This window comes from Aquibacillus saliphilus (assembly GCF_020404745.1).
Lineage (GTDB): Bacteria > Bacillota > Bacilli > Bacillales > Amphibacillaceae > Aquibacillus > Aquibacillus saliphilus.
In genome coordinates, this window is the sequence record NZ_JAIZAP010000027.1 from 19,691 (window position 1) to 45,601 (window position 25,911).

The 25,911-nt window shown below is 39.5% G+C and carries 32 protein-coding genes and 1 other annotated feature (1 of these 33 running past the window's edge); all 32 genes read left to right on the forward strand.

What is annotated here, in order from left to right; genetic code table 11:
- Positions 1-126: a sequence feature (ribosomal protein L10 leader region), on the forward strand (it extends 26 nt beyond the left edge of the window).
- A gap of 99 nt (positions 127-225) precedes the next feature.
- The 32 genes from rplJ to secY all read left to right on the forward strand — a co-directional run bounded on the left by rplJ (position 226) and on the right by secY (position 25,883).
- A complete protein-coding gene (gene rplJ, locus LD272_RS20260; RefSeq protein WP_226038417.1) occupies positions 226-729 on the forward strand; it encodes a 50S ribosomal protein L10 in 504 nt (167 codons plus the stop codon).
- 105 nt (positions 730-834) lie between these two features.
- The gene (gene rplL, locus LD272_RS20265; RefSeq protein ID WP_226038418.1) at positions 835-1,197 is read left to right on the forward strand and encodes a 50S ribosomal protein L7/L12; all 363 of its coding nucleotides are present in this window, start codon (positions 835-837) and stop codon (positions 1,195-1,197) included.
- 268 nt (positions 1,198-1,465) lie between these two features.
- On the forward strand, positions 1,466-2,068 hold the full coding sequence (locus tag LD272_RS20270; protein ID WP_226038419.1) for a class I SAM-dependent methyltransferase: 603 nt from the start codon (positions 1,466-1,468) through the stop codon (positions 2,066-2,068).
- Positions 2,069-2,688: 620 nt separating this feature from the next.
- Complete coding sequence (gene rpoB / locus LD272_RS20275) at positions 2,689-6,225, forward strand: DNA-directed RNA polymerase subunit beta (RefSeq protein WP_226038420.1); 3,537 nt, start codon at positions 2,689-2,691, stop codon at positions 6,223-6,225.
- A gap of 64 nt (positions 6,226-6,289) precedes the next feature.
- The gene (gene rpoC, locus LD272_RS20280) at positions 6,290-9,904 is read left to right on the forward strand and encodes a DNA-directed RNA polymerase subunit beta' (RefSeq protein WP_226038421.1); all 3,615 of its coding nucleotides are present in this window, start codon (positions 6,290-6,292) and stop codon (positions 9,902-9,904) included.
- 164 nt (positions 9,905-10,068) lie between these two features.
- Positions 10,069-10,320, forward strand: coding sequence for a 50S ribosomal protein L7ae-like protein (locus LD272_RS20285; RefSeq protein ID WP_226038422.1), 252 nt, complete (start codon positions 10,069-10,071; stop codon positions 10,318-10,320).
- A gap of 101 nt (positions 10,321-10,421) precedes the next feature.
- Positions 10,422-10,838 carry a 30S ribosomal protein S12 gene (rpsL, locus tag LD272_RS20290; protein WP_226038423.1) on the forward strand — a complete coding sequence of 139 codons (417 nt, stop codon included), beginning with the start codon at positions 10,422-10,424 and terminating at the stop codon, positions 10,836-10,838.
- A 50-nt stretch (positions 10,839-10,888) separates the two neighbouring features.
- On the forward strand, positions 10,889-11,359 hold the full coding sequence (gene rpsG, locus LD272_RS20295; protein WP_226038424.1) for a 30S ribosomal protein S7: 471 nt from the start codon (positions 10,889-10,891) through the stop codon (positions 11,357-11,359).
- A gap of 243 nt (positions 11,360-11,602) precedes the next feature.
- Positions 11,603-13,681: an elongation factor G gene (fusA, locus tag LD272_RS20300; protein WP_226038425.1), complete on the forward strand. Its 2,079-nt coding sequence runs from the start codon at positions 11,603-11,605 to the stop codon at positions 13,679-13,681.
- Between the two features lie 122 nt (positions 13,682-13,803).
- A complete protein-coding gene (gene tuf / locus LD272_RS20305; protein WP_226038426.1) occupies positions 13,804-14,994 on the forward strand; it encodes an elongation factor Tu in 1,191 nt (396 codons plus the stop codon).
- Between the two features lie 426 nt (positions 14,995-15,420).
- Positions 15,421-15,729, forward strand: coding sequence for a 30S ribosomal protein S10 (gene rpsJ / locus LD272_RS20310; RefSeq protein WP_226038468.1), 309 nt, complete (start codon positions 15,421-15,423; stop codon positions 15,727-15,729).
- A 31-nt stretch (positions 15,730-15,760) separates the two neighbouring features.
- Positions 15,761-16,390, forward strand: a complete 630-nt coding sequence (gene rplC / locus LD272_RS20315; RefSeq protein ID WP_226038427.1) for a 50S ribosomal protein L3 — start codon at positions 15,761-15,763, stop codon at positions 16,388-16,390.
- A gap of 25 nt (positions 16,391-16,415) precedes the next feature.
- Positions 16,416-17,039: a 50S ribosomal protein L4 gene (gene rplD, locus LD272_RS20320; RefSeq protein WP_226038428.1), complete on the forward strand. Its 624-nt coding sequence runs from the start codon at positions 16,416-16,418 to the stop codon at positions 17,037-17,039.
- Positions 17,039-17,329: a 50S ribosomal protein L23 gene (rplW, locus tag LD272_RS20325; RefSeq protein WP_226038429.1), complete on the forward strand. Its 291-nt coding sequence runs from the start codon at positions 17,039-17,041 to the stop codon at positions 17,327-17,329. Before rplD ends, rplW begins: the two co-directional genes overlap by 1 nt.
- 31 nt (positions 17,330-17,360) lie before the next feature.
- Positions 17,361-18,191 (forward strand): 50S ribosomal protein L2, encoded by an 831-nt coding sequence (rplB, locus tag LD272_RS20330; protein ID WP_226038430.1) that lies wholly within the window; start codon positions 17,361-17,363, stop codon positions 18,189-18,191.
- Positions 18,192-18,248: 57 nt separating this feature from the next.
- Entirely contained in the window at positions 18,249-18,527 is a 279-nt protein-coding gene (gene rpsS, locus LD272_RS20335) for a 30S ribosomal protein S19 (RefSeq protein WP_226038431.1), read from the forward strand.
- A 19-nt stretch (positions 18,528-18,546) separates the two neighbouring features.
- Complete coding sequence (rplV, locus tag LD272_RS20340; RefSeq protein WP_226038432.1) at positions 18,547-18,888, forward strand: 50S ribosomal protein L22; 342 nt, start codon at positions 18,547-18,549, stop codon at positions 18,886-18,888.
- 3 nt (positions 18,889-18,891) lie between these two features.
- A complete protein-coding gene (gene rpsC / locus LD272_RS20345) occupies positions 18,892-19,533 on the forward strand; it encodes a 30S ribosomal protein S3 (RefSeq protein WP_226038433.1) in 642 nt (213 codons plus the stop codon).
- Between the two features lie 17 nt (positions 19,534-19,550).
- The gene (gene rplP, locus LD272_RS20350) at positions 19,551-19,985 is read left to right on the forward strand and encodes a 50S ribosomal protein L16 (protein WP_226038434.1); all 435 of its coding nucleotides are present in this window, start codon (positions 19,551-19,553) and stop codon (positions 19,983-19,985) included.
- Positions 19,975-20,175: a 50S ribosomal protein L29 gene (gene rpmC / locus LD272_RS20355; protein WP_017473656.1), complete on the forward strand. Its 201-nt coding sequence runs from the start codon at positions 19,975-19,977 to the stop codon at positions 20,173-20,175. The genes rplP and rpmC overlap by 11 nt, the downstream gene beginning before the upstream one ends.
- 24 nt (positions 20,176-20,199) lie before the next feature.
- Complete coding sequence (gene rpsQ / locus LD272_RS20360) at positions 20,200-20,466, forward strand: 30S ribosomal protein S17 (protein ID WP_226038435.1); 267 nt, start codon at positions 20,200-20,202, stop codon at positions 20,464-20,466.
- Positions 20,467-20,508: 42 nt separating this feature from the next.
- The gene (gene rplN, locus LD272_RS20365; protein ID WP_226038436.1) at positions 20,509-20,877 is read left to right on the forward strand and encodes a 50S ribosomal protein L14; all 369 of its coding nucleotides are present in this window, start codon (positions 20,509-20,511) and stop codon (positions 20,875-20,877) included.
- A 39-nt stretch (positions 20,878-20,916) separates the two neighbouring features.
- Positions 20,917-21,228 carry a 50S ribosomal protein L24 gene (gene rplX, locus LD272_RS20370; RefSeq protein WP_226038437.1) on the forward strand — a complete coding sequence of 104 codons (312 nt, stop codon included), beginning with the start codon at positions 20,917-20,919 and terminating at the stop codon, positions 21,226-21,228.
- Between the two features lie 26 nt (positions 21,229-21,254).
- Positions 21,255-21,794: a 50S ribosomal protein L5 gene (gene rplE / locus LD272_RS20375; protein WP_226038438.1), complete on the forward strand. Its 540-nt coding sequence runs from the start codon at positions 21,255-21,257 to the stop codon at positions 21,792-21,794.
- Positions 21,795-21,823: 29 nt separating this feature from the next.
- A complete protein-coding gene (gene rpsN, locus LD272_RS20380; RefSeq protein WP_010285078.1) occupies positions 21,824-22,009 on the forward strand; it encodes a 30S ribosomal protein S14 in 186 nt (61 codons plus the stop codon).
- A 29-nt stretch (positions 22,010-22,038) separates the two neighbouring features.
- Positions 22,039-22,437 (forward strand): 30S ribosomal protein S8, encoded by a 399-nt coding sequence (rpsH, locus tag LD272_RS20385; protein ID WP_226038439.1) that lies wholly within the window; start codon positions 22,039-22,041, stop codon positions 22,435-22,437.
- Between the two features lie 29 nt (positions 22,438-22,466).
- Complete coding sequence (gene rplF, locus LD272_RS20390) at positions 22,467-23,003, forward strand: 50S ribosomal protein L6 (protein ID WP_226038440.1); 537 nt, start codon at positions 22,467-22,469, stop codon at positions 23,001-23,003.
- Positions 23,004-23,035: 32 nt separating this feature from the next.
- A complete protein-coding gene (gene rplR, locus LD272_RS20395) occupies positions 23,036-23,398 on the forward strand; it encodes a 50S ribosomal protein L18 (protein WP_226038441.1) in 363 nt (120 codons plus the stop codon).
- A gap of 21 nt (positions 23,399-23,419) precedes the next feature.
- Positions 23,420-23,923, forward strand: a complete 504-nt coding sequence (gene rpsE, locus LD272_RS20400) for a 30S ribosomal protein S5 (protein ID WP_226038442.1) — start codon at positions 23,420-23,422, stop codon at positions 23,921-23,923.
- Between the two features lie 13 nt (positions 23,924-23,936).
- Positions 23,937-24,119: a 50S ribosomal protein L30 gene (gene rpmD, locus LD272_RS20405; protein ID WP_226038443.1), complete on the forward strand. Its 183-nt coding sequence runs from the start codon at positions 23,937-23,939 to the stop codon at positions 24,117-24,119.
- A 31-nt stretch (positions 24,120-24,150) separates the two neighbouring features.
- A complete protein-coding gene (gene rplO, locus LD272_RS20410) occupies positions 24,151-24,588 on the forward strand; it encodes a 50S ribosomal protein L15 (protein WP_226038444.1) in 438 nt (145 codons plus the stop codon).
- Positions 24,588-25,883, forward strand: coding sequence for a preprotein translocase subunit SecY (secY, locus tag LD272_RS20415; protein WP_226038445.1), 1,296 nt, complete (start codon positions 24,588-24,590; stop codon positions 25,881-25,883). Before rplO ends, secY begins: the two co-directional genes overlap by 1 nt.
- Positions 25,884-25,911: the final 28 nt, after the last annotated feature.

Consider the following 25,911-nt stretch of genomic DNA (forward strand, 5'->3'; position numbering starts at 1 on the left):
AGTAGGAGCATTACTGCTTAATTACCTACCGAGGTGTGTGAATAGAAAAGATATATCTACTTTCTTTGAGAGTATCTTTAATTCAACAAGCCTCCGTGTCTACATGGGGGCTTGTTTTTTGCTATCCTAGTTTAATCAAGTATCAAGGTTGATAGAATAACGGGAACTTCTCGTTATTGACACTGGTATCTATCGGTATGATGTAAGTCAATAGGAGGTGGAACAATGTCAAAGATTATCGAACACAAAAAACACATTGTAACAGAGATTTCTGACAAGTTCCGCGATAGTAAATCCACAATTCTTGTGGATTACCGTGGACTTGATGTTACAGAAGTTACTGAACTTCGTACACAGTTGCGCGAAGCTGGTGTAGACTTCAAAGTTTATAAAAACACAATGACTCGTCGTGCTACAGAAGAGGCAGAGCTAACTGGTCTTAACGATATTCTTGTAGGGCCAACTGCAATAGCTTTTAGTAACGATGATGTCGTAGCTCCTGCAAAGATTCTAAATAACTTTGCTAAGGATCATGAAGCTCTTGAAATTAAGGGTGGAGTAATTGAAGGAAGTGTTGCATCTCTTGAGCAAATTAAAGAGCTCGCAGCCCTACCAAACTACGAAGGTCTACTTTCTATGCTACTCAACGTTCTTCAAGCACCTGTTCGCAATTTCGCTTATGCTACAAAAGCTATTGCAGAGCAAAAAGAAGAAGAACAAGGAGCATAATAGTACGATAATCAAGCAGTATGAGTTAATAACTAAGGGTTTATAATAAACCTTTTGATGGTACGGATTTAAAAAAATACAAACAACAATTAGGAGGAAATAATAATGTCTAAAGAGTCAATCATTGAAGCGATCAAAGAAATGTCAGTACTTGAACTTAACGACCTAGTAAAAGCAATTGAAGAAGAATTTGGTGTAACTGCAGCAGCGCCTGTAGCTGCAGCTGGTACTGGTGGCGGAGAAGCTGCTGAAGAGCAGACTGAATTCGACGTAGTTCTAGCGAGTGTTGGAGCTTCTAAAATTAAAGTTGTTAAAGCGGTACGTGAAATCACTGGTCTTGGACTTAAAGATGCTAAAGACCTTGTAGATAACGCTCCTGGAGCAATTAAAGAAGGCGTTTCTAAAGAAGATGCTGAAGAAATGAAAACTAAGCTTGAAGAAGTTGGCGCTTCTGTTGAAGTGAAGTAAGATAATTTTTAAAAGCTCGCCTATAGACTAGGCGAGCTTTGTTTTTGTGAATTGCAAAAAAATTCTTAAAAACCATCACTGATGATGGTGATGATAAATAAAAAACATATCTCTTCTATAATATTATTGCTAAAAAGGAAATCGTGGAATTAATTAAAACTATTTGCGCAATATAGTTAATAGTTTTTTATAATTCATATAATAGTTTACATCCCCAATTTAAAAAGTCTAGCTAAATATAAAGACGCTAACAAAAAGTAGGTGTGATATGTCAGAACAATACTTTTCTAAACAACCCCAGTCAAAAAGTAATCCTAAAACATGGACATTTAAATTAAGAGAGAATAAGTACACTTTCACTAGTGATCATGGCGTTTTTTCAAAGAATGAAGTTGATTTTGGTTCTAGATTATTAATTGATACCTTTTTGGAGCCTAAGATTGATGGAGATGTGTTGGATCTTGGTTGTGGTTATGGTCCAATTGGAATATCCCTTGCTAAAACATTTCCGAACAGACAAGTAGTAATGAGTGATGTTAATGAACGAGCTATTGAATTAGCGAGGCGGAATGCCAGTCAAAATAACGTTACTAATGTGGAGTTTTATATTAGTGATCGCTTAGAAGCGCTTAAAGAACGAAGTTTTGCTGCTGTACTAACAAACCCACCAATCCGTGCGGGTAAAGAGTTGATTTTTCGGATGTTTGAAGAAAGTTATCATGCTCTGCTACCAGAAGGGGAAATTTGGGTAGTTATTCAAAAGAAGCAGGGGTCTGCTTCAGCTCAAAAGAAATTAAATGAAATCTTTGAAACTGTTGAGATAGTTGATAAAAGTAAAGGTTATCACATACTACGAGCTGGTAAAAAATAGTGCTAAATAAAATAATTGACTCTAATTTTTGTTTGTGGTAATATAGAAAAATGCCAATAGGCCAGTTGTGTTGTCAAGAGGAAATTTTATTTTTTTTATATATATTTTGTATGTATAATTATATTTTAGCAGGAAACACTTGTAAAATAGGGAATTATTCTCTTTTTTATGAAAAAATTCCTGGATTTCTGTGACAGCTTTGGTCGATATCTAGAACTATCTAACTAGATAGGAAGTAAATTATGTATAACATTCGCTTAGCAGCGAGTGAAAATAATAAAAGCTTGTGAATAGAAGGTTATGTTCGCAAGTTTGTTCGGCATGTTTGTCGAACACTTTTTTCGCACAATTAGAGTATACCTTTTCCATTATGAAAGTCAACATATGTTGATGTTTGTAGAATTTTGGTAGGTAGAGAGTGCGACGAGGGCAACATCACTTTAGTAGGTGGTGTCTATCATTTATATTATCAACCGTAGATTTAACTTGGTTGAATAGTGTAAGTGAAACTATGGTTTTCGTCGTAAGGGGTGTAACCGTGAAACGAAATGTTTTGCTTCCCTCTAACGATAAACCGAGTTTTTTCTAATCTTTTATTCTTGATTTGAGGGGTGAATCAGTTGACAGGTCAACTAGTTCAGTATGGACGACACCGCCAGCGCAGAAGTTATGCACGCATTAGTGAAGTGCTAGAATTACCGAATCTAATTGAGATTCAAACCGCTTCCTATGAATGGTTTTTAGAAGAAGGTTTGAGAGAAATGTTCCAGGATATTTCTCCAATCGAGGATTTCACAGGAAATCTTTCTTTAGAGTTTGTGGATTATAACTTAGGCGAACCGAAGTATCCTGTAGCCGAGTCCAAAGAAAGAGATGTAACATACAACGCTCCTCTTCGCGTTAAAGTTCGTTTGTTGAATAACGAAACGGGTGAAGTGAAAGAGCAGGAAGTATTCATGGGTGATTTCCCGTTAATGACTGATACGGGTACTTTCGTTATTAATGGTGCGGAACGTGTAATTGTTTCTCAATTAGTTCGCTCACCAAGTGTTTATTTCCATAATAAAGTTGATAAGAATGGTAAGCGAGGCTATGGAGCGACAGTTATTCCAAACCGTGGTGCATGGATGGAGTTTGAAACGGACGCAAAAGACGTTGTCCATGTTCGTATTGATCGTACTCGTAAATTACCAATAACTGTGCTAATGAGAGCACTTGGTTTTGGAAACGATCAAGAAATTATCGATTTATTAGGTGACAACGAATACTTAAAGAACACGCTTGAAAAAGACAATACAGAAACAAGTGAAAAAGCTTTACTTGAAATTTACGAGCGTCTGCGTCCTGGTGAACCACCGACTGTAGAAAACGCTAAAAGCTTACTTGTTTCACGCTTCTTTGACCCTAAACGTTACGATTTAGCTCGTGTGGGTCGATACAAAATGAATAAGAAGCTTCACATAAAGAATCGTTTGTTCAATCAGGTGCTCGCGGAGCCACTTGTGGATCAAGAAACTGGTGAAGTGATTGCACAAAAAGGTGATAAGCTAGATCGTAGATTATTAGATAAGGTTTTACCTTACCTAGATGCTGCTGAAAATAAGTTTGGGGAAGAACTCGTGGAAACACACGAAGGTGTGTTGCAAGACCCAATTAAAATTCAATCAATTAAGATTATTGACCCTACAGACCCAGAAGGTGAAAGAACACTTAATGTAATAGGTAACGCAAGTGTTGATGACAGTGTTAAGAATATTGCTCCTGCGGATATTTTATCTGCAATCAGTTATTTCTTTAACATTCTACACCAGGTCGGTGATACTGATGATATCGACCACTTGGGTAATAGAAGACTACGTTCTGTAGGTGAACTGTTACAAAACCAATTCCGAATTGGACTATCTAGAATGGAGCGTGTGGTACGTGAGCGTATGTCAATTCAAGATACGTCGTCTATTACACCTCAACAATTAATAAATATTCGTCCTGTAATTGCTTCTATTAAAGAGTTTTTCGGTAGCTCGCAATTATCTCAATTTATGGACCAAACCAATCCATTAGCGGAGTTGACGCATAAGCGACGCCTTTCTGCACTTGGACCTGGTGGTCTAACAAGAGAACGTGCAGGGTTTGAAGTTCGTGACGTACACTATTCGCATTATGGTCGCATGTGTCCAATTGAGACGCCAGAGGGACCAAATATCGGGTTGATAAACTCATTATCTTCCTATGCAAAAGTGAATAAGTTTGGTTTCATTGAAACTCCTTATCGTAGAGTTGATCCTGAAACAGGGAAAGTGACCGAACAATATGATTACTTAACTGCTGATGAGGAAGACAATTATGTAGTTGCTCAAGCAAATGCAAAACTCGATGACAGTGGCTCATTCACCGATGAGGAAGTTATTGCACGTTTCCGAGGGGAAAACACGATTGTTAACCGAGACCGACTTGATTATATGGACGTATCTCCTAAACAAGTAGTTTCTGCTGCAACTGCATGTATTCCTTTCTTGGAAAATGATGACTCTAACCGTGCATTGATGGGTGCAAACATGCAACGTCAAGCAGTGCCTTTGTTACAACCAAGGTCTCCTATTGTAGGTACCGGTATGGAGTATGTATCCGGTAAAGATTCGGGTGCCGCTGTTATTTGTCAGAACGAGGGTATTGTAGAACGTGTTGAAGCAAAAGAGGTCTATGTCCGCCGCGTTTCTGAAGTGGATGGTAAACAAGTAAAAGGTGACTTAGATAATTATCGTCTCCAAAAGTTTATTCGTTCAAACCAAGGAACTTGTTATAACCAACGACCAATTGTTAGCGTTGGAAATCATGTTGTAAAAGGTGAAATACTTGCTGATGGTCCTTCGATGGAGGATGGTGAGTTAGCCTTAGGACAAAACGTCCTTGTTGGTTTTATGACATGGGAAGGTTATAACTATGAGGATGCTATCATCATGAGTGAACGTTTAGTTAAAGATGATGTCTATACTTCAATCCATATTGAAGAGTATGAATCAGAAGCTCGTGATACTAAACTAGGACCGGAAGAAATAACTAGAGACATTCCAAACGTTGGAGAGGATGCACTACGCAACCTTGATGAAAGAGGAATTATCCGTGTTGGTGCTGAAGTAAGTGATGGCGATTTACTAGTAGGTAAGGTTACGCCTAAAGGTGTTACCGAATTATCTGCAGAAGAGCGTCTACTTCATGCTATTTTCGGTGAGAAGGCAAGGGAAGTAAGAGACACATCCTTACGTGTACCACATGGTGCAGGAGGAATTGTTTTGGATGTTAAGATCTTTAATCGTCAAGATGGTGATGAACTTCCACCGGGAGTAAATCAACTTGTTCGTGCTTATATTGTCCAAAAACGTAAGATATCTGAAGGCGATAAAATGGCAGGACGTCATGGTAATAAAGGTGTTATTTCTAAGATATTGCCAGAAGAGGATATGCCGTATTTACCGGACGGAACACCAATTGACATTATGCTTAACCCATTAGGTGTACCATCTCGTATGAATATCGGACAGGTGTTGGAATTACACTTAGGTATGGCTGCAAGACAGCTTGGTATTCATGTAGCATCTCCAGTATTTGATGGAGCGCGTGAGGAAGATGTATGGGAGACGTTAGAAGAAGCAGGTATGGCGAGAGACGCAAAAACAGTACTTTATGATGGTCGCTCTGGTGAACCGTTTGATAACCGTGTATCTGTTGGGGTTATGTATATGATTAAATTAGCCCACATGGTAGACGACAAGCTTCACGCTCGTTCTACTGGACCATATTCATTAGTAACGCAGCAACCATTAGGTGGTAAAGCACAATTTGGTGGTCAGCGATTTGGTGAAATGGAGGTATGGGCACTTGAAGCATACGGTGCAGCATATACGCTTCAAGAGATTCTAACTGTTAAGTCAGATGATGTTGTAGGTCGTGTTAAGACGTACGAAGCGATTGTAAAAGGTGATAATGTTCCTGAACCAGGAATTCCTGAATCCTTCAAGGTATTAATTAAGGAACTTCAAAGTCTAGGAATGGACGTAAAAATGCTTTCAGCGGATGAACAGGAAATTGATTTACGCGATATAGAAGAAGATGAAAACCAGTCGGCAGATAAATTTAATTTAGAAGTTGAAGAACGATAAATAATACTCTATAAGAGTTCTGTACTTAGGGTAAAACCTGAATACTAAAAGGGAGGTAGGCCCCTTGCTAGATGTAAATAATTTTGAATTTATGAAAATAGGTTTAGCTTCTCCGGATAAGATTCGTTCGTGGTCTTTTGGTGAGGTTAAGAAACCAGAAACAATTAATTACCGTACACTTAAGCCTGAAAAAGATGGGTTGTTCTGCGAAAGAATTTTCGGACCGCAAAAAGACTGGGAATGTCATTGTGGAAAATACAAACGTGTCCGCTATAAGGGTGTTGTTTGTGATCGATGTGGTGTAGAAGTAACAAAGTCAAAAGTTCGCCGTGAGCGTATGGGGCATATTGAATTAGCTGCCCCAGTTTCTCACATTTGGTACTTTAAAGGTATTCCAAGTCGTATGGGTCTAGTGCTAGATATGTCACCTAGAGCGCTTGAAGAAGTTATTTATTTTGCTGCATATATCGTAACTGATTCAGGCGATACAGCATTAGAGAAAAAGCAATTGCTTTCTGAAAAAGAATACCGTGCATATAGAGATAAGTACGGTAAGTCCTTCCAAGCGCAAATGGGTGCAGAGGCAATTAGGAAGTTATTACATGATATTGACCTTGAAAAAGAGGTTGAACACTTAAGAGAAGAATTAAAAACAGCACAGGGTCAACGTAGAACTAGAGCAATAAAGCGTCTAGAGGTGTTGGAAGCATTCAGAAATTCTGGCAATGCTCCTTCTTGGATGGTACTTGATGTATTACCTATCATTCCGCCTGAACTTAGACCGATGGTTCAACTTGACGGTGGACGATTTGCGACGTCTGATTTAAACGATTTATACCGTCGTGTAATTAACCGTAATAACCGTTTGAAACGATTACTTGATCTCGGTGCTCCTAGCATTATTGTTCAAAACGAAAAACGTATGCTACAAGAAGCAGTTGATGCGTTAATCGATAACGGCCGTCGTGGTCGTCCTGTAACAGGTCCGGGTAATCGTCCGCTTAAATCCCTTTCGCATATGCTTAAAGGGAAGCAAGGGCGTTTCCGTCAAAACCTTCTTGGTAAACGTGTAGACTATTCTGGTCGTTCTGTTATCGTAGTAGGGCCACATTTAAAGATGTATCAGTGTGGACTACCAAAAGAAATGGCTGTTGAATTATTTAAACCATTTATCATGAAAGAGCTAGTAGAAAAAGGTTTAGCTCATAATATTAAATCTGCAAAACGTAAAATTGAACGACTGCACTCTGAGGTTTGGGATGTTTTGGAAGAAGTAATTAGAGAACATCCGGTATTACTGAACCGTGCACCAACACTACACCGTTTGGGGATTCAAGCATTTGAACCAACTCTAGTAGAGGGTCGTGCGATTCGACTTCATCCATTAGTATGTACAGCGTATAATGCTGACTTTGATGGAGACCAAATGGCTGTACACGTACCGTTATCTGCTGAAGCTCAAGCAGAGGCGCGTATCCTAATGTTAGCTGCTCAGAATATTTTAAATCCAAAAGATGGTAAACCAGTTGTTACACCGTCACAGGATATGGTTCTAGGTAACTATTACATGACTATGGAACGTAAAGGCGCCGTTGGTGAGGGTATGGTATTTAAGGATCTCGATGAAGCAGTAATTGCATATCAGAGTGGATATGTTCACTTGCACACAAGAATTGCGGTCCAGGCATCATCACTTGGTAGTGAGACATTCACCGAGGAACAACACAATCAATTATTAATTACAACAGTTGGAAAACTCTTGTTTAACAATATGTTACCAAGTTCATTCCCATATATGAATGAGCCAACTCATAACAACCTAGAGGTACGAACACCAGAAAAATACTTCCTTGAAAAGGGTGCGAATATTAAAGAAGTAATCGCTGAGCGCGAAATTATTCAGCCATTCAAAAAGGGAATTCTCGGTGATATAATCGCTGAGGTATTTAAAAACTTTAAGATTAGTGAAACATCGAAAATGCTTGATAGAATGAAGGATTTAGGTTTTAAATACTCTACTAAAGCAGGTATTACAGTAGGTGTATCTGATATCGTTGTGTTAGCTGAGAAGGAAGAAATTCTAGAAGAAGCACAAACGAGAGTGGATAAAGTATTGAAACAGTTCCGTAGAGGTCTAATAACAGAAGAAGAGCGCTACGATAGAGTTATTTCTATCTGGTCTCAGGCTAAAGATGTTATTCAAGAAAAATTGATGAAGACACTAAATCCAAGAAACCCAATCTTTATGATGAGTGATTCTGGTGCTCGTGGTAACGCGTCTAACTTTACGCAGCTTGCAGGTATGCGTGGTCTAATGGCCAACCCGGCTGGTCGTATTATTGAGTTACCAATCAAATCAAGTTTCCGTGAAGGTTTAACGGTATTAGAGTACTTTATTTCTACTCACGGTGCACGTAAAGGTCTTGCGGATACGGCGCTTAAAACAGCCGACTCTGGTTATTTAACTCGTCGTTTGGTTGATGTAGCGCAGGATGTTATCATCCGTGAAGAGGATTGTGGAACTGATAGAGGATTAACAGTACAGTCTATTACAGAAGGTACCGAGTTAATTGAACCATTAATCGATCGATTAATTGGTAGAACAGTATTCCAAGTATTGCGTCATCCAGAATCAGATAAGGTTTTAATTAAGAAAGATGAAGTAATTACAGAAGATGTAGCGAAGCAAATTGTTGATGCAGGATTTGAGAATGTATTAATCCGTTCTGTATTCACTTGTAATACTAGACATGGTGCATGTAAAAAATGTTATGGCCGTAACCTAGCAACTGGTGAAGAGGTTGAAGTTGGCGAAGCAGTTGGTATTATCGCGGCTCAATCTATTGGTGAGCCAGGTACACAGCTTACTATGCGTACATTCCACACTGGTGGTGTTGCGGGTAGTGATATTACACAAGGTTTACCTCGTATTCAAGAGATATTTGAAGCACGCCACCCTAAAGGGCAGGCTACTATTTCTGAAATTCGTGGAACAATACAAGATATTAACGAAGTGAAAGATAAACAAGAGATTGTCGTCCAAGGTGATGTAGAAAGTCGCACATACACAACGCCATATGGTAGTCGTCTTAAAGTAAGTATTGGTGATCAGGTCATTGCTGGGCAGGAGTTAACTGAAGGTTCGATTGATCCGAAAGAACTTCTTAAAGTCCAGGGTGTTGAAGGTGTTCAAAGATACTTGCTAAAAGAAGTTCAAAAAGTTTATCGTATGCAGGGTGTAGAAATTGGTGACAAGCACGTAGAAGTTATGGTTCGTCAAATGCTTCGTAAAATCCGCGTAGCTGATGCAGGTGATACAGAAGTATTACCAGGATCATTACTAGAAGTACATCAATTCAGGGATGCTAATAAGAAAGTACTTATAAGCGGAAATCAACCTGCAGTTGGAAGACCGGTTCTATTAGGTATTACAAAAGCATCACTTGAAACAGATTCCTTCTTGTCTGCCGCATCCTTCCAAGAGACAACTCGTGTCTTAACTGATGCTGCTATCAAAGGAAAACGAGATGAGCTACTAGGATTAAAAGAAAATGTAATCATTGGTAAACTAGTACCTGCTGGTACTGGGATGCAAAAGTACCGAAAAATAACTGCTGAAACAGAAGAAGTAATAGAAGATGTAACAGAAGAACAATTAACTGAAGAGATAACGCAGTAATTACTGTTAATTCTATGAAAACAAGGTGCACTAGTGGAAGTATCCTTTGAATAAATAAATTACTCTAAAAAGTCTTTAATTTTAGTTGACATTAAATTTATTGAGTGATAATATATTCAAGGTGCTTCCGTTAATCCTTGTTGCTTTGGAGGATATACTTAAAAATGTCTTATGAAAAAGTAACACAGGTAAATAATGGTTTAATTATAGGAACCAAACAAACGGTTAAAGCCATGAAAAATGGTGAAGTAAGTGAAGTTATCATCGCTGATGATGCTGATCAGCAAGTAACTAGCAAAGTGTCGCGTCTTGCAAATGAATTGAAAATCCCTTGCGTGCGAGTGGATTCGATGAAAAAGCTCGGAAATGCATGTGGTATAGATGTAGGTACAGCGACTGTGGCGATAAAGCAATAAAGTTTTGGCGGGATGATTCCGCGAAGGCTTTGTTTTTTGCCTTGTTATGAACCACCTGGATATGTGGTATTAGATTCTTATAACTGAAAGGAGGAAAAAACATGCCTACTATTAATCAATTAGTACGTAAAGGTCGCGTGAGTAAAGGTAGAAAATCTGACTCTCCGGCACTAAATAAAGGCTTTAATAGCTTTAAAAAATCTTTAACAAACCAATCTTCTCCACAAAAACGTGGTGTATGTACACGTGTTGGAACATTGACTCCAAAGAAACCAAACTCGGCACTTCGTAAATACGCTCGTGTTCGTTTGACAAATGGAATTGAGGTAACAGCATACATCCCTGGTATCGGACACAACCTACAAGAACACAGTGTTGTATTAATCCGTGGCGGACGTGTGAAAGATTTACCGGGTGTTCGTTACCACGTTGTACGTGGTGCGCTTGACACTGCTGGTGTTGAGGGACGTGCACAAGGTCGCTCTAAATACGGAACAAAAAGACCAAAGAAAAAATAAGTCAGCATAACTGACGTAAAACAATTATAAAAGAGAAAGGAGGGGGACATATGCCACGTAAAGGCCCAGTAGCAAAACGTGATGTCTTACCAGATCCGTTACACAACTCTAAGCTTGTAACTCGATTAATCAACCAAATTATGGTTGATGGACAGAGAGGGAAAGCACAAAAAATTCTTTATAAAGCTTTTGAACTAGTTCAAGAGCGCGGTGGTCAAGATGCGATGGAAGTTTTTGAAACAGCAATGAAAAACGTAATGCCTGTACTAGAAGTAAAAGCTCGTCGTGTTGGTGGTTCAAACTACCAAGTTCCAGTTGAGGTACGCCCAGAGCGTCGCCAAGCACTAGGACTTCGCTATATCGTTAACTATTCTCGTCTACGCGGAGAGAAAACAATGGAAGAACGCTTAGCGAATGAAATTCTTGATGCATCGAATAATACAGGTGCAGCTGTCAAGAAAAGAGAAGATATGCACAAAATGGCAGAAGCAAATAAAGCATTTGCTCATTACCGCTGGTAGTAAGAAAGTGCAAGTGGTTTTTTAGAAGCAAGTAAACTATCTGCAATTAGGATTAATCGGTTCAGATAAACTACTTGATTTCTACTCACTAAAACTTTCTTTAAGTGAAGCCCCCTAGATGCTTAAGGTTATAACCTGAAATGATTTTTCATAGATAGAGTTCACTTAAGCACCCTAAGGGGTTATGCACTAGGCTAGACAATAAAATCAAACTAATTTTTTTATTAGGAAGGAGAAATATTCATGCCTAGAGAGTTCTCCTTGGAAAAGACTCGTAATATCGGTATAATGGCACACATTGATGCTGGTAAAACTACAGCAACCGAACGTATTCTTTTCTACACAGGACGTATCCATAAAATTGGAGAAACACACGAAGGTGCTTCTCAAATGGACTGGATGGAGCAGGAGCAAGAGCGTGGTATTACAATTACTTCAGCTGCAACAACTGCTCAATGGAAAGGTCACCGTATTAACATCATCGATACACCCGGACACGTAGACTTCACAGTTGAGGTTGAACGTTCACTTCGTGTACTTGATGGTTCGGTAGCAGTACTTGATGCGCAATCAGGTGTTGAGCCTCAAACAGAAACAGTGTGGCGCCAGGCTACTACTTATGGTGTACCACGTGTTGTATTCGTTAATAAGATGGATAAAGTAGGAGCAGATTTCATATATTCTGTTGGAACATTGGGAGACCGATTAGGTGCAAATGCACATCCTGTACAACTACCAATCGGTGCAGAAGATGATTTCGAAGGGATTATAGATCTAATCACTATGGAAGCTTTCTTCTATCTTGATGATTTGGGAACTCGTGCAGAAGCTCGAGAAATTCCGGATGAATATAAAGAACAAGCTGAAGAATATCGCACTAAGTTATTGGAAGCTGTTGCTGAGTTTGACGAAGATCTAATGATGAGATACTTAGAAGGGGACGAAATTTCTAATGATGAGCTTAAGTTAGCTGTTCGACAAGCTACATTAAGTGTAGAATTCTACCCAGTATTTTGTGGATCTGCTTTCAAAAACAAGGGTGTTCAATTGTTAATTGATGGAGTTATTGACTACTTACCATCTCCAATGGATGTACCTCCTATTGAGGGTATTATCCCCCAATCAGAAGAAAAAGTTACTCGTAAGCCGGACGACAATGCCCCGTTCTCTGCATTGGCATTTAAAGTTGCTACCGATCCTTATGTGGGTAAATTAACATTCTTCCGTGTGTACTCAGGTACACTTAAATCTGGTTCATATGTTAAAAACTCAACAAAAGATAAACGCGAACGCGTAGGTCGTATTCTGCAGATGCACGCAAACTCTCGTCAAGAAATTGACGCAGTGTATGCTGGTGACATCGCGGGTGCAGTAGGTTTGAAAGATACAAGTACAGGGGATACTCTTTGTGATGAGAAAGACGTAGTTATTTTAGAAGCTATGGATTTCCCGGATCCAGTTATATCTGTAGCTATTGAACCTAAATCAAAAGCAGATCAAGATAAAATGGCGATTGCTTTAGGTAAACTAGCTGAAGAAGATCCAACATTCAAAACTGAAACAAATATTGAAACAGGTCAAACAATCATCGCAGGTATGGGTGAATTACACCTAGATATCATCGTTGATCGGATGAGACGTGAATTTAAAGTAGAAGCTAACGTAGGTGCTCCTCAAGTATCTTATCGTGAAACTTTCCGTTCTGCTGCAAATGTAGAAGGAAAATTCGTTCGTCAATCCGGTGGTCGTGGTCAATATGGTCACGTTTGGATCAAGTTTGAACCAAACGAAGAAGGTGCAGGTTTTGAATTTGAAAACAAAACAGTCGGTGGTTCGGTACCGCGTGAGTACATTTCGTCTGTAGAAGCTGGTGTTAAGGAAGCGATGGGTAATGGTGTAATTGCTGGATATCCGTTAATTGACTTAAAAGCCACACTATTTGATGGAAGTTATCACGATGTCGATTCCAACGAAATGGCATTTAAAGTAGCCGCATCTATGGCACTAAAAGCTGCCAAAAACAAATGTAACCCAGCTCTACTTGAGCCAATGATGAAAGTAGAAGTTGTTATTCCAGAAGAATATATGGGAGACATTATGGGTGATGTTACATCTCGTCGTGGACGTGTTGAAGGTATGGACGCTCGTGGAAATGCACAAGTTGTAAGAGCTTTTGTTCCACTTGCAGAAATGTTCGGATACGCAACTGCACTACGTTCTAACACACAAGGACGTGGAACTTATACAATGCACTTCGATCATTATGAGGAAACACCGAAGAGCATTACTGAAGAAATTGTTAAAAAAAATGCTGGTGAATAATTGATTTTTTCGTTATTCTCAAGTATAACTTGTATTGTAAGCTTGAAAACAACAACTTGTTGTTTTTGAGTGAGCATACATTTTATAAAATAAACACTTACTTACTTAAGGAGGAACTATAAATGGGTAAAGAAAAATTTGATCGTTCCAAAGACCACGTAAATATTGGTACTATTGGACACGTTGACCATGGTAAAACAACACTAACTGCAGCAATCACTACAGTATTACACAATCGTTCAGGTTCAGGTACAGCAATGGCTTATGACCAAATCGACGGTGCTCCAGAAGAGCGCGAGCGTGGAATTACAATTTCCACTGCACACGTTGAGTATGAAACTGAAAATCGCCACTATGCACACGTTGACTGTCCAGGACACGCTGACTATGTGAAAAACATGATCACTGGTGCTGCACAAATGGATGGAGCTATCTTAGTAGTATCTGCTGCAGATGGCCCGATGCCACAAACTCGTGAGCATATCCTTCTTTCTCGTCAAGTTGGGGTACCTTCAATCGTTGTATTCTTAAACAAATGCGACATGGTAGATGATGAAGAGCTTCTAGAACTTGTTGAAATGGAAGTTCGCGACCTTCTTTCTGACTACGACTTCCCTGGGGATGACGTACCAGTAATTAAAGGTTCTGCACTTAAAGCACTTGAAGGCGAAGAGCAATATGTAAATGCAATCTATGAACTAATGGATGCAGTAGATGAGTACATTCCAAGACCAGATCGTGACACTGAAAAGCCATTCATGATGCCTGTTGAGGACGTATTCTCAATCACTGGCCGTGGTACAGTTGCTACTGGTCGTGTAGAGCGTGGAGTTGTTAAAGTCGGTGACGAGATTGAAATCATCGGTCTTACTGAAGCTCCTAAGAAGACTACTGTTACAGGTGTTGAAATGTTCCGTAAGCTTCTTGACTATGCTGAAGCTGGTGATAACATTGGTGCACTACTTCGTGGTGTTGCTCGTGAAGATATCAACCGTGGACAGGTACTTGCTAAGCCAGGTACTATCACTCCGCACACACAGTTCAAAGCTGAAGTATATGTGCTTTCTAAAGAAGAAGGTGGACGTCATACTCCATTCTTCGGTAACTACCGCCCACAGTTTTACTTCCGTACAACGGACGTTACTGGCGTAATTAACTTACCAGAAGGAGTAGAAATGGTTATGCCTGGCGATAACGTTGAGATGTCAGTTGATCTAATATCTCCAATTGCAGCCGAGGTTGGAACTAAGTTTTCTATTCGTGAAGGTGGACGTACAGTAGGCGCTGGCGTTGTTGCTACAATTCAAAAGTAATAGACTTAAATAGAAAAACTATAAGCAGACAGCGTTCTTTCGCTGTCTGCTTATTTTTTAGATATAGTTTTAATCATTTAACTAAAATCAGACAAAAAGACAGTAAGTTTTATCCTCGCTGTAAAGCTTTTAGTTTTCATCCTGATAGTTATTGTTGTGATTCCAGTTATTAACTGTATATTATTTTTATAAAAAGGTTGCTTGATGCTTTGTAGTCTTGTATAATATTCGAAGTGCAGTTAGTTAAATTATTTTTAATTAATGGTTGCATTGCCGACACTTATTATATATAATGAGTAATGTTGGTCATAAAAGGCGATGATGCGGAAGGTTGTTGGCACACCCGGCCCCTTTGCCATGGCGGGATGCCGAGCTATTTTCGCGGAGAATGTCTATTATAAAATGGGCGAAGAAGGAGGGAAAATAATGGCAAAAGAAAAAATTAGAATTCGTTTAAAAGCTTATGATCACCGTATCCTTGATCAGTCAGCTGAAAAAATTGTAGATACTGCTAAACGTTCAGGTGCTGATGTTTCTGGGCCGATTCCGTTGCCTACAGAAAGAACTATTTATACAGTATTACGCGCGGTGCACAAATACAAAGATGCTCGTGAGCAATTTGAAATGCGCACGCACAAACGTCTTATCGACATTGTTAGTCCAACACCGCAAACAGTTGACTCGTTAATGCGTCTTGACTTACCATCCGGTGTGGACATTGAGATTAAACTATAATAGAAATTATTGAAATTAGGAGGTGTGACGGATGACGAAAGGAATCTTAGGTCGCAAAGTCGGCATGACTCAACTTTTCTCAGAAGACGGGGAATTAACTCCGGTAACTGTAATTCAAGCAGAACCGAATGTTATTCTTCAAAAGAAAACTGTAGAAAATGACGGTTATGAAGCTATTCAGGTAGGATTTGCTGATACAAAAGAATCTCGTACGAACAAACCAGCTAAAGGTCATGCTGAAAAGGCAAATACTAACCCTAAGCGCTTCATTCGTGAAATCCGTAACGCAAATCTTGATGACTATCAATTAGGTCAAGAGATTAGCGTTGAGATTTTTCAAGCTGGAGACGCAATTGATGTAACAGGTACTTCAAAAGGTAAAGGATTCCAAGGCTCTATCAAGCGCCACAACCAATCACGTGGGCCAATGAGTCACGGTTCTCGTTACCATAGAAGACCAGGTTCAATGGGTGTTATTGACCCGATGCGTGTATTTAAAGGTAAAAACCTACCAGGACAAATGGGTGGAGAACAAGTAACAATTCAAAACCTTGAAGTCGTTAAGGTAGATGTTGAGCGTAACCTTCTACTAGTAAAAGGTAACGTTCCTGGTGCAAGAAAATCATTCGTTAAAATCACGAGTGCAATAAAGGCTAACTAATCATAAGTTGAAGGGAGGATATGTCATGCCTAAAGTAGCACTATATAATCAAAGCGGATCGCAAGTCGGCGATGTAGAGTTAAATGATGCTGTTTTCGGAATCGAACCTAATACACACGTATTACATGATGCTGTATTAATGCAGCGCGCTTCACTACATCAAGGTACTCACGCTGTTAAAAATCGTTCAGCTGTGCGTGGTGGTGGTCGTAAACCGTGGCGTCAAAAAGGTACAGGTCGTGCGCGTCAAGGTACAATTCGCGCTCCACAATGGGTTGGTGGTGGAACTGTTTTCGGTCCTACACCTCGTAGCTATAGCTACAAATTACCTAAAAAGGTTCGTAGACTAGCACTTAAATCAGCTCTTTCATCTAAGGTGAAAGAAGACAACTTAGTAGTTCTTGAAGCTCTTTCAATCGATGCTCCAAAGACTAAGGAAGTAGTAAATCTACTTGCATCATTAAAAGTTGAGGAAAAGGCATTAATTGTAACAGCTAATCAAGACGAAGTTGTTGCACGTTCAGCTAATAACTTAGCAAACGTAAAAGTATTAACTGTAAGTGAAGTTAACGTACTAGACTTGCTTACGCATGACAAGCTGATCTTGACAAAAGAGGCAGCTGAAAAAGCAGGGGAGGTGCTTGCATAATGATGGATCCACGTGATATTATTAAGCGCCCGGTCATTACAGAACACTCATCAGACCTTATGGCTGAGAAGAAGTACACGTTCGAAGTGAGTACAAAAGCAAATAGAACTCAAATAAAAGATGCTGTTGAATTAATCTTTGGTGTTAAAGTTGAACAAGTAAACACTATGAACCTTAAAGGTAAATTCAAACGTATGGGTCGCCATGGCGGTTACCGCCCAGATCGTAAAAAAGCAGTAGTAAAACTATCAGCAGATAGCAAAGAACTAGAATTCTTTGAGAGTGTATAAAAAAATATAATTGTGAAGGAGGGAAATTAAGATGGCGATTAAAAAGTATAAACCAACCACTAATGGTAGACGTGGAATGTCGGGATCTGATTTCGCTGAAATCACTACTGATAAACCAGAAAAATCCCTATTAAGTCCATTGCACAAACGCGGTGGCCGTAATAACCAGGGAAGATTAACAGTTCGTCATCACGGTGGCGGTCATAAGCGTCAATATAGAATCATTGATTTTAAACGCGACAAAGAAGGAATACCAGGACGCGTTGCTACGATTGAGTATGATCCAAACCGTTCCGCAAACATTGCGTTAATAAACTATGTTGATGGAGAAAAACGCTATATTTTAGCACCAAAAGGAATCCAAGTTGGAACTCAAATTATCGCTGGTCCAGATGCGGATATTAAATTAGGTAATTCACTTCCACTACACAGCATTCCGGTCGGTACAATCATTCATAACGTAGAGCTTAAGCCAGGACGCGGAGGACAGCTTGCTCGTTCAGCTGGATCACAAGCACAGATTCTTGGTCGTGAAGATAAATATATTCTTGTAAGATTGTCTTCTGGTGAAGTGCGCTTAGTATTAGGTACTTGCCGTGCAACAATCGGTCAAGTAGGAAACTTAGAACACGAGCTTATCACTGTTGGTAAAGCAGGACGTTCACGCTGGAAAGGCATCCGCCCGACAGTACGTGGTTCTGTTATGAACCCTAACGATCACCCACACGGTGGTGGTGAAGGACGTGCACCAATCGGTCGTAAATCACCAATGTCACCTTGGGGCAAACCTACACTTGGTTACAAAACGCGTAAACGTAACAAAACAACTGATAAATTTATTGTTCGTAAACGTAAAAAATAACGGGGTTGAACGACGGGAACAAACACCCGTCAGTCAATCGCGAAGGGAGGCTTATATATGGGTCGTAGCTTAAAAAAAGGACCTTTCGCAGATGATCATTTATTGAAGAAAGTAGAAAAGTTGAACGAGGACGACAAAAAGCAAGTTGTTAAGACATGGTCTCGTCGTTCTACTATATTCCCTAACTTTATTGGGCATACTTTCGCAGTATATGACGGACGCAAACATGTACCGGTTTATATCACTGAGGATATGGTTGGACATAAATTGGGTGAATTCGCGCCATCCCGCACGTTCAGGGGACACTCTGGCGATGACAAGAAAACAAAACGTTAAATGAGAGGAGGCACTCTTGATGCAAGCTAAAGCTGTTGCAAAATCTGTTCGTATCGCTCCTCGTAAAGTTCGGTTGGTGATAGATTTAATTCGAGGAAAAAATGTTGGAGAAGCAGTATCAATTTTAAATCATACACAACGTGGCGCTTCGCCTGTTGTTGAAAAAGTATTAAACTCTGCTATTGCGAATGCAGAACACAACTATGAAATGAATCCAGATAACTTGTTCGTATCTGAAGTATTTGTAGACGAAGGCGCTACATTGAAAAGATTCCGTCCACGTGCGATGGGTCGGGCAAGTCAAATAAACAAACGAACTAGCCACATTACTGTGGTTGTATCAGAAAAGAAGGAGGGATAATCTGTGGGTCAAAAAATTAATCCGATAGGACTTCGTGTCGGTGTTATCCGCGATTGGGAGTCCAAGTGGTACGCTGGCAAAGATTATGCAGACTTATTGCACGAAGATATTAAAATTCGCGAATATGTAGAACAACGTCTAAAAGATGCCGCTGTTTCTAGTATTGAAATCGAACGTGCAGCTAACCGTGTGAATATCTCTATTTCTACTGCTAAACCAGGTATGGTAATTGGTAAAGGTGGTTCTGAGGTTGAAGCTCTTCGTAAATCTCTTAATACTTTAACTGGAAAAAGAGTTCACATAAATATTGTTGAAATTAAAAAAGCAGACATGAATGCAAAATTAGTTGCTGAGAATATCGCTCGTCAGCTAGAAAGTCGTATTTCATTCCGTCGTGCTCAAAAACAAACAATACAACGCGCTATGCGTTCTGGAGCAAAAGGTATTCGTACACAAGTTTCAGGCCGTCTAGGCGGAGCTGACATTGCTCGTGCAGAACATTACAGTGAAGGAACTGTTCCACTACACACATTACGTGCAGATATCGATTACGGAACTGCAGAAGCAGATACTACGTACGGTAAACTGGGTGTAAAAGTGTGGATCTATCGTGGGGAAGTCCTTCCAACTAAAAATAAAAAGTAAGGAAGGGGGCAAGCATTATGTTAATGCCTAAACGTGTAAAATATCGTAGACAACATCGTGGTAAAATGAATGGTAAAGCAAAAGGCGGTACGTCAGTTGCTTTTGGTGAATATGGACTACAAGCCGTAGACGCTTCTTGGATTACAAGCCGTCAAATTGAGGCTGCTCGTATTGCAATGACTCGTTATATGAAACGTGGCGGTAAAGTTTGGATTAAAATCTTTCCAGACAAACCATACACTGCTAAACCCTTAGAAGTCCGCATGGGTTCCGGTAAAGGTGCTCCTGAAGGATGGGTTGCAGTAGTTAAACCAGGTAAGATTATGTTTGAAATCGCAGGTGTTTCTGAAGAAGTAGCGCGCGAAGCATTACGTCTTGCTTCTCACAAATTACCGATTAAAACTAAATTTGTAAAACGAGAAGAAATTGGTGGTGAAATCAATGAAGGCTAATGAAATCAGAGAACTAACCACTGCCGAAATTGAACAAAAAGTAAAATCATTAAAAGAAGAGCTTTTCAACTTGCGCTTCCAGTTAGCAACAGGCCAACTTGAGAACACAGCGCGTCTTCGTGAAGTGCGTAAATCAATCGCACGTATGAAAACTGTCGTTCGTGAAAGAGAGCTAAGCGTAAATAACTGATAATCGAGAGGAGGTTAGCCTCAAATGAGCGAAGAACGTAATAATCGTAAGGTTTACACTGGTCGTGTCGTATCAGACAAAATGGATAAAACCATTACAGTTTTGATTGAAACATATAAGTTCCATAAGCTTTATGGAAAACGTGTAAAATATTCGAAGAAATTTAAAACGCATGATGAAAACAACCAAGCAAAAATTGGTGATGTCGTTCGTGTCATGGAAACTCGTCCATTATCAGCTACTAAACGTTTCCGTCTGGTAGAAGTTGTGGAAGAAGCGGTAATTATTTAATAAAGTTCGCTCGGAATGATTCCGAAGGGAGGTTACATCGGTATGATTCAACAAGAATCACGTTTAAAAGTAGCAGATAACTCAGGTGCTCGCGAAGTGCTTACAATTAAAGTACTAGGTGGATCTGGTCGTAAAACAGCTAATATTGGAGATGTGATCGTCTGTACAGTGAAACAAGCAACACCTGGTGGCGTTGTCAAAAAAGGTGAAGTTGTTAGAGCTGTAGTCGTTCGCACGAAGAGTGGAATGCGTCGTAAAGACGGTTCTTATATTCGATTTGATGAAAATGCAGCAGTAATCGTACGTGACGATAAAAGTCCAAGAGGTACTCGTATCTTCGGACCAGTTGCACGTGAATTACGTGATGCGAAATTTATGAAAATAGTTTCTCTAGCTCCAGAAGTAATATAAAGCACTTATCGAAAAGCCTTGTAAGGAGGTGCGTCTAGCATGCATGTAAAAAAAGGTGACAAAATACAAGTAATATCCGGCAAGGATAAAGGTAAACAAGGAACGATCCTTGAATCTTATCCAAAAAAAGAACGTGTTTTAGTTGAAGGGATTAATGTTGTGAAAAAACACGCTAAACCTTCACAAGAAAATCCACAAGGTGGAATTCTTAACCAAGAAGCACCGATTCATGTTTCTAATGTAATGCCGATTGATCCAAAATCGGGCGAACCAACTCGCGTTGGATTTGAAGTACGTGACGGAAAGAAAGTTCGTATCGCTAAAAAATCCGGTGAAGCGTTAGATAAATAAATTAGCGACGAAAGGAGGGCTACTCGATGAACGAACTGAAACAGAAGTTTCAAAGTACAATCGTTCCATCTTTGGTTGAAAAATTCAACTATGATTCAGTAATGCAAGTACCAAAAGTTGAAAAAATAGTAATTAACATGGGTGTTGGAGATGCTGTACAAAACTCAAAAGCTCTAGATAGCGCTGTTGAGGAATTATCATTGATCTCAGGTCAACAACCTATTATAACAAAAGCGAAAAAATCAATTGCAGGATTCCGTTTGCGTGAGGGAATGCCTATCGGGGCAAAAGTAACCCTTCGTGGTGAACGTATGTATGAATTCCTTCAAAAGCTTGTAGATGTATCACTTCCACGTGTTCGTGATTTTCGTGGTATTTCTAAGAAAGCTTTTGATGGTCGCGGTAACTACACATTAGGTGTAAAAGAACAATTGATTTTCCCGGAAATTAATTATGACAAGGTAAGTAAAGTGCGTGGTATGGATATCGTTATCGTAACCACTTCTAATACTGACGAAGAAGCTCGTGAGCTTTTAGGTCAACTTGGCATGCCTTTCCAAAAATAAGCGTAGAGCTAAATCAAGGAGGGAAAATTGTGGCTAAAAAATCTATGATTGCGAAACAAAAACGCACGCAAAAATTTAAAGTGCAAGAATACACACGCTGTGAACGTTGCGGACGTCCTCATTCTGTATTACGCAAATTTAAACTTTGCCGTATTTGTTTCCGTGAACTTGCCTATAAAGGTCAAATTCCTGGTGTCAAAAAAGCAAGCTGGTAATCCCCGATTAGGGAAGGAGGTAATGAATAATGGTTATGACAGATCCAATCGCAGATATGCTTACTCGTATTCGTAACGCCAATATGGTGCGTCATGAGAAGCTAGAACTCCCTGCATCCAACGTAAAAAAAGAAATTGCTGATATTCTTAAGCGCGAAGGTTTTGTTCGTGATTATGAGTTCATTGAAGATAATAAACAGGGTGTACTACGTATATTCCTTAAATATGGTGTAAATGAAGAACGAGTAATTACTGGTCTAAAACGTATTAGTAAGCCAGGATTACGTGTATATGCTAAAGCTGATGAAGTACCTAAAGTATTAAACGGCCTTGGTATTGCAGTTGTTTCAACATCAAAAGGTTTATTATCCGATAAAGAAGCACGCGAGCAAGCCCTTGGTGGCGAAGTGCTAGCATTCGTCTGGTAATAATATTTTTAAGATAGGAGGTGCTCTGAATGTCTCGTATAGGATTAAAGATTCTTGAAATACCTGAAGGTGTCGAAATTAAAGTAGACGGAAATACCGTTACTGTTAAAGGTCCAAAAGGGGAACTTACTCGTAAATTCCATGAGGATATTAAAGTTAAAATTGATAACAACGTTCTAACTGTAGAACGCCCAAGTGATAATAAAGAACATCGTGCACTACATGGTACAACAAGAAGTTTGATTGGTAATATGGTAGAGGGCGTCCACAAAGGATTTGAAAAAGCTCTTGAAATTCAAGGTGTTGGTTACCGTGCACAAAAGCAAGGCGACAAAATCATTATTAACGCTGGCTATTCTCATCCTGTAGAACTTGATCACCGTGATGGGATTGAAATCGAAGTTCCTACTAACACAAGAGTTATTGTTAAAGGAATTGACAAAGAACTAGTTGGTGCTGTTGCAGCAAACATTAGAGCAATACGACCGCCAGAGCCTTACAAAGGCAAAGGTATTCGCTACGAAGGCGAGTATGTACGTCGTAAAGAAGGTAAAACAGCTAAGTAAGGTTAGTTAGGGAACAGAAAGGAGTGACCTAGATGATCACAAAGCCCGACAAAAATTCGGTACGTAAAAAAAGACATATGCGAGTTCGTAAAAACTTATTTGGAACAGCAGAACGTCCACGTTTAAACGTATTCCGTTCAAACAAACACATCTATGCACAACTTATTGATGATATAAATAGCAAAACGCTTGCTAGCGCTTCTACTATAGACAAGGAACTTAACCTTGAGTCTACAGGTAATCTAGAGGCTGCAGAGAAAGTAGGCGAGTTACTTTCAACTCGTGCACAGGAAAATGGACACAAAAACGTGGTATTTGACCGTGGAGGATACCTATATCACGGACGTGTAAAAGCATTAGCAGATGCTGCCCGCAGGGCAGGTCTTGAATTTTAATAGTTAAAGGAGGGACATATCTTGCAAAAACATGTTGACCCGAATAAATTAGATCTAGAAGAACGCGTTGTAACAATTAACCGTGTAGCTAAAGTAGTAAAAGGTGGACGTCGTTTCCGTTTTGCTGCATTAGTAGTTGTCGGTGATAAAAATGGTCACGTTGGATTTGGTACTGGTAAAGCACAAGAGGTACCAGAGGCAATCAGAAAAGCAATTGATGATGCGAAGAAAAATCTAATAACAGTACCAGTCGTTGGTACAACTATTCCACATGAGATTATTGGTGAATTTGGTGCAGGTAATATCTTAATGAAACCAGCTTCAGAAGGTACTGGAGTAATTGCAGGCGGACCTGTCCGTGCAGTACTTGAGCTTGCTGGTGTAGGTGATATCCTATCTAAGTCATTAGGTTCTAACACTCCAATTAACATGGTTCGTGCTACGATAAACGGATTAGGTGAATTGAAGCGTGCCGAAGAAATTGCTAAACTACGTGGAAAGTCTGTACAAGAACTGTTAGGATAAGGAGGGAAATAATATGGCTAAACAGTTAGAAATTACCCTCACGCGCAGTGTTATCGGTAGATCGGAAATTCAAAAAGCTACTGTTAAAACGCTTGGATTAAGAAAAATCCGTCAGTCAGTAGTCCGTGAAGATACTCCTGTCGTTCGTGGCATGGTTAATAAAGTATCGCACTTAGTAACGGTTAAAGAAGTTTAAAAAACGAAAGCGCAAAAGAGGAGGTGCTCGCATGAAACTTCATGAATTGAAGCCATCACAAGCTCGTAAAGAGCGTAATCGTGTAGGTCGTGGAATGTCTTCAGGAAATGGTAAAACATCTGGACGTGGACACAAAGGACAAAATTCTCGTTCTGGTGGAGGAGTTCGACTTGGGTTCGAAGGTGGCCAAATGCCATTATTCCAACGTCTACCTAAACGTGGATTCACAAATGTGCACAGAAAAGAATTCGCGATCATAAATCTTGATGCTTTAAATCGATTTGAAGAAGGTACAGAAGTAACACCGGAGCTTTTAATTGAGACTGGTGTTGTAAGTAAGTTGAAAGCAGGTCTTAAAGTTCTTGGCAATGGAAATATTGAAAAGAAACTTACCGTTAAAGCTCACAAGTTCTCTGCTTCAGCTAAAGAAGCAATTGAGGCAGCGGGCGGTCAAACTGAGGTGATTTAATGTTTCAAACAATCTCCAATTTAATGCGTGTAGGTGACATAAGAAACAAAATAATCTTCACTCTATTAATGCTAATTGTATTTAGGATAGGTACTTTTATTCCGGTACCTTTCTCTGATAAGGGAGCAATTGATTTTATGAATGATCAAAGTGTATTTGGCTTCCTTAACACATTTGGAGGAGGAGCTCTTCAAAACTTCTCTATTTTTGCTATGGGGATTATGCCTTATATTACTGCTTCCATTATTATGCAACTGTTGCAAATGGATGTTGTTGAAAAGTTTTCAGAGTGGAAGAAGCAAGGGGAAGTTGGACGTCGTAAATTGGCTCAATTTACACGCTATTTCACAATTATTCTTGCCTTTGTCCAAGCGATTGGTATGTCAATTGGTTTTAATGCCATTACAGGCGGGCAATTAATTACTAACCCCGGCGTTGGTAAATTCCTTGTTATTGCAATTGTACTAACAAGTGGAACAGCATTTTTAATGTGGTTGGGTGAGCAAATTACAGCCAATGGTGTTGGAAATGGTATCTCAATTTTAATTTTTGCTGGTATAGTTGCCGCAGTTCCAAATGGTATTAACCAGTTATACGAACAGTATTTTGGAGGTAATGTTGGAGATGAGTTGTTCATCAATATCATTATCGTAGCATTAATAGTCTTGGTTGTACTTGCGGTTGTTGTTGGTGTTATTTTCATCCAGCAAGCATTGCGTAAGATTCCGGTTCAATATGCAAAAAGATTAGTTAACCGTTCTCCGGTTGGCGGTCACTCTACACATTTACCTTTAAAAGTAAATGCTGCAGGAGTTATCCCGGTAATCTTTGCAATTTCATTCATTATTGCACCTAGAACTGTTGCTGGATTTTTTGAAGGCAATAATATTGCAGGTGTAATAGAAACAGTATTTGACTACACTCAGCCTATAGGTATGGTAATCTATGTTGCTCTAATTATTGCTTTCACCTATTTCTATACATTCATTCAAGTAAACCCAGAACAAATGGCTGAAAATTTGAAAAAACAGGGTGGATATATTCCGGGCATTCGTCCAGGTAAAAATACCGAGACGTATCTTACTCGTGTAATGTACCGTTTGGTTTTTGTTGGATCAATTTTCCTAGCAGCTGTTTCTGTGTTACCACTTGTATTAGGTAATTTGGCAAACTTACCTCAAGCAGTACAAATTGGTGGTACTAGTTTGTTAATCGTAGTTGGTGTAGCATTACAGACAATGAAGCAACTAGAGAGTCAATTGGTTAAACGCCACTATAAAGGTTTTATCAAGTAAAACTGTTAATAACTTGTATGTAAGATGA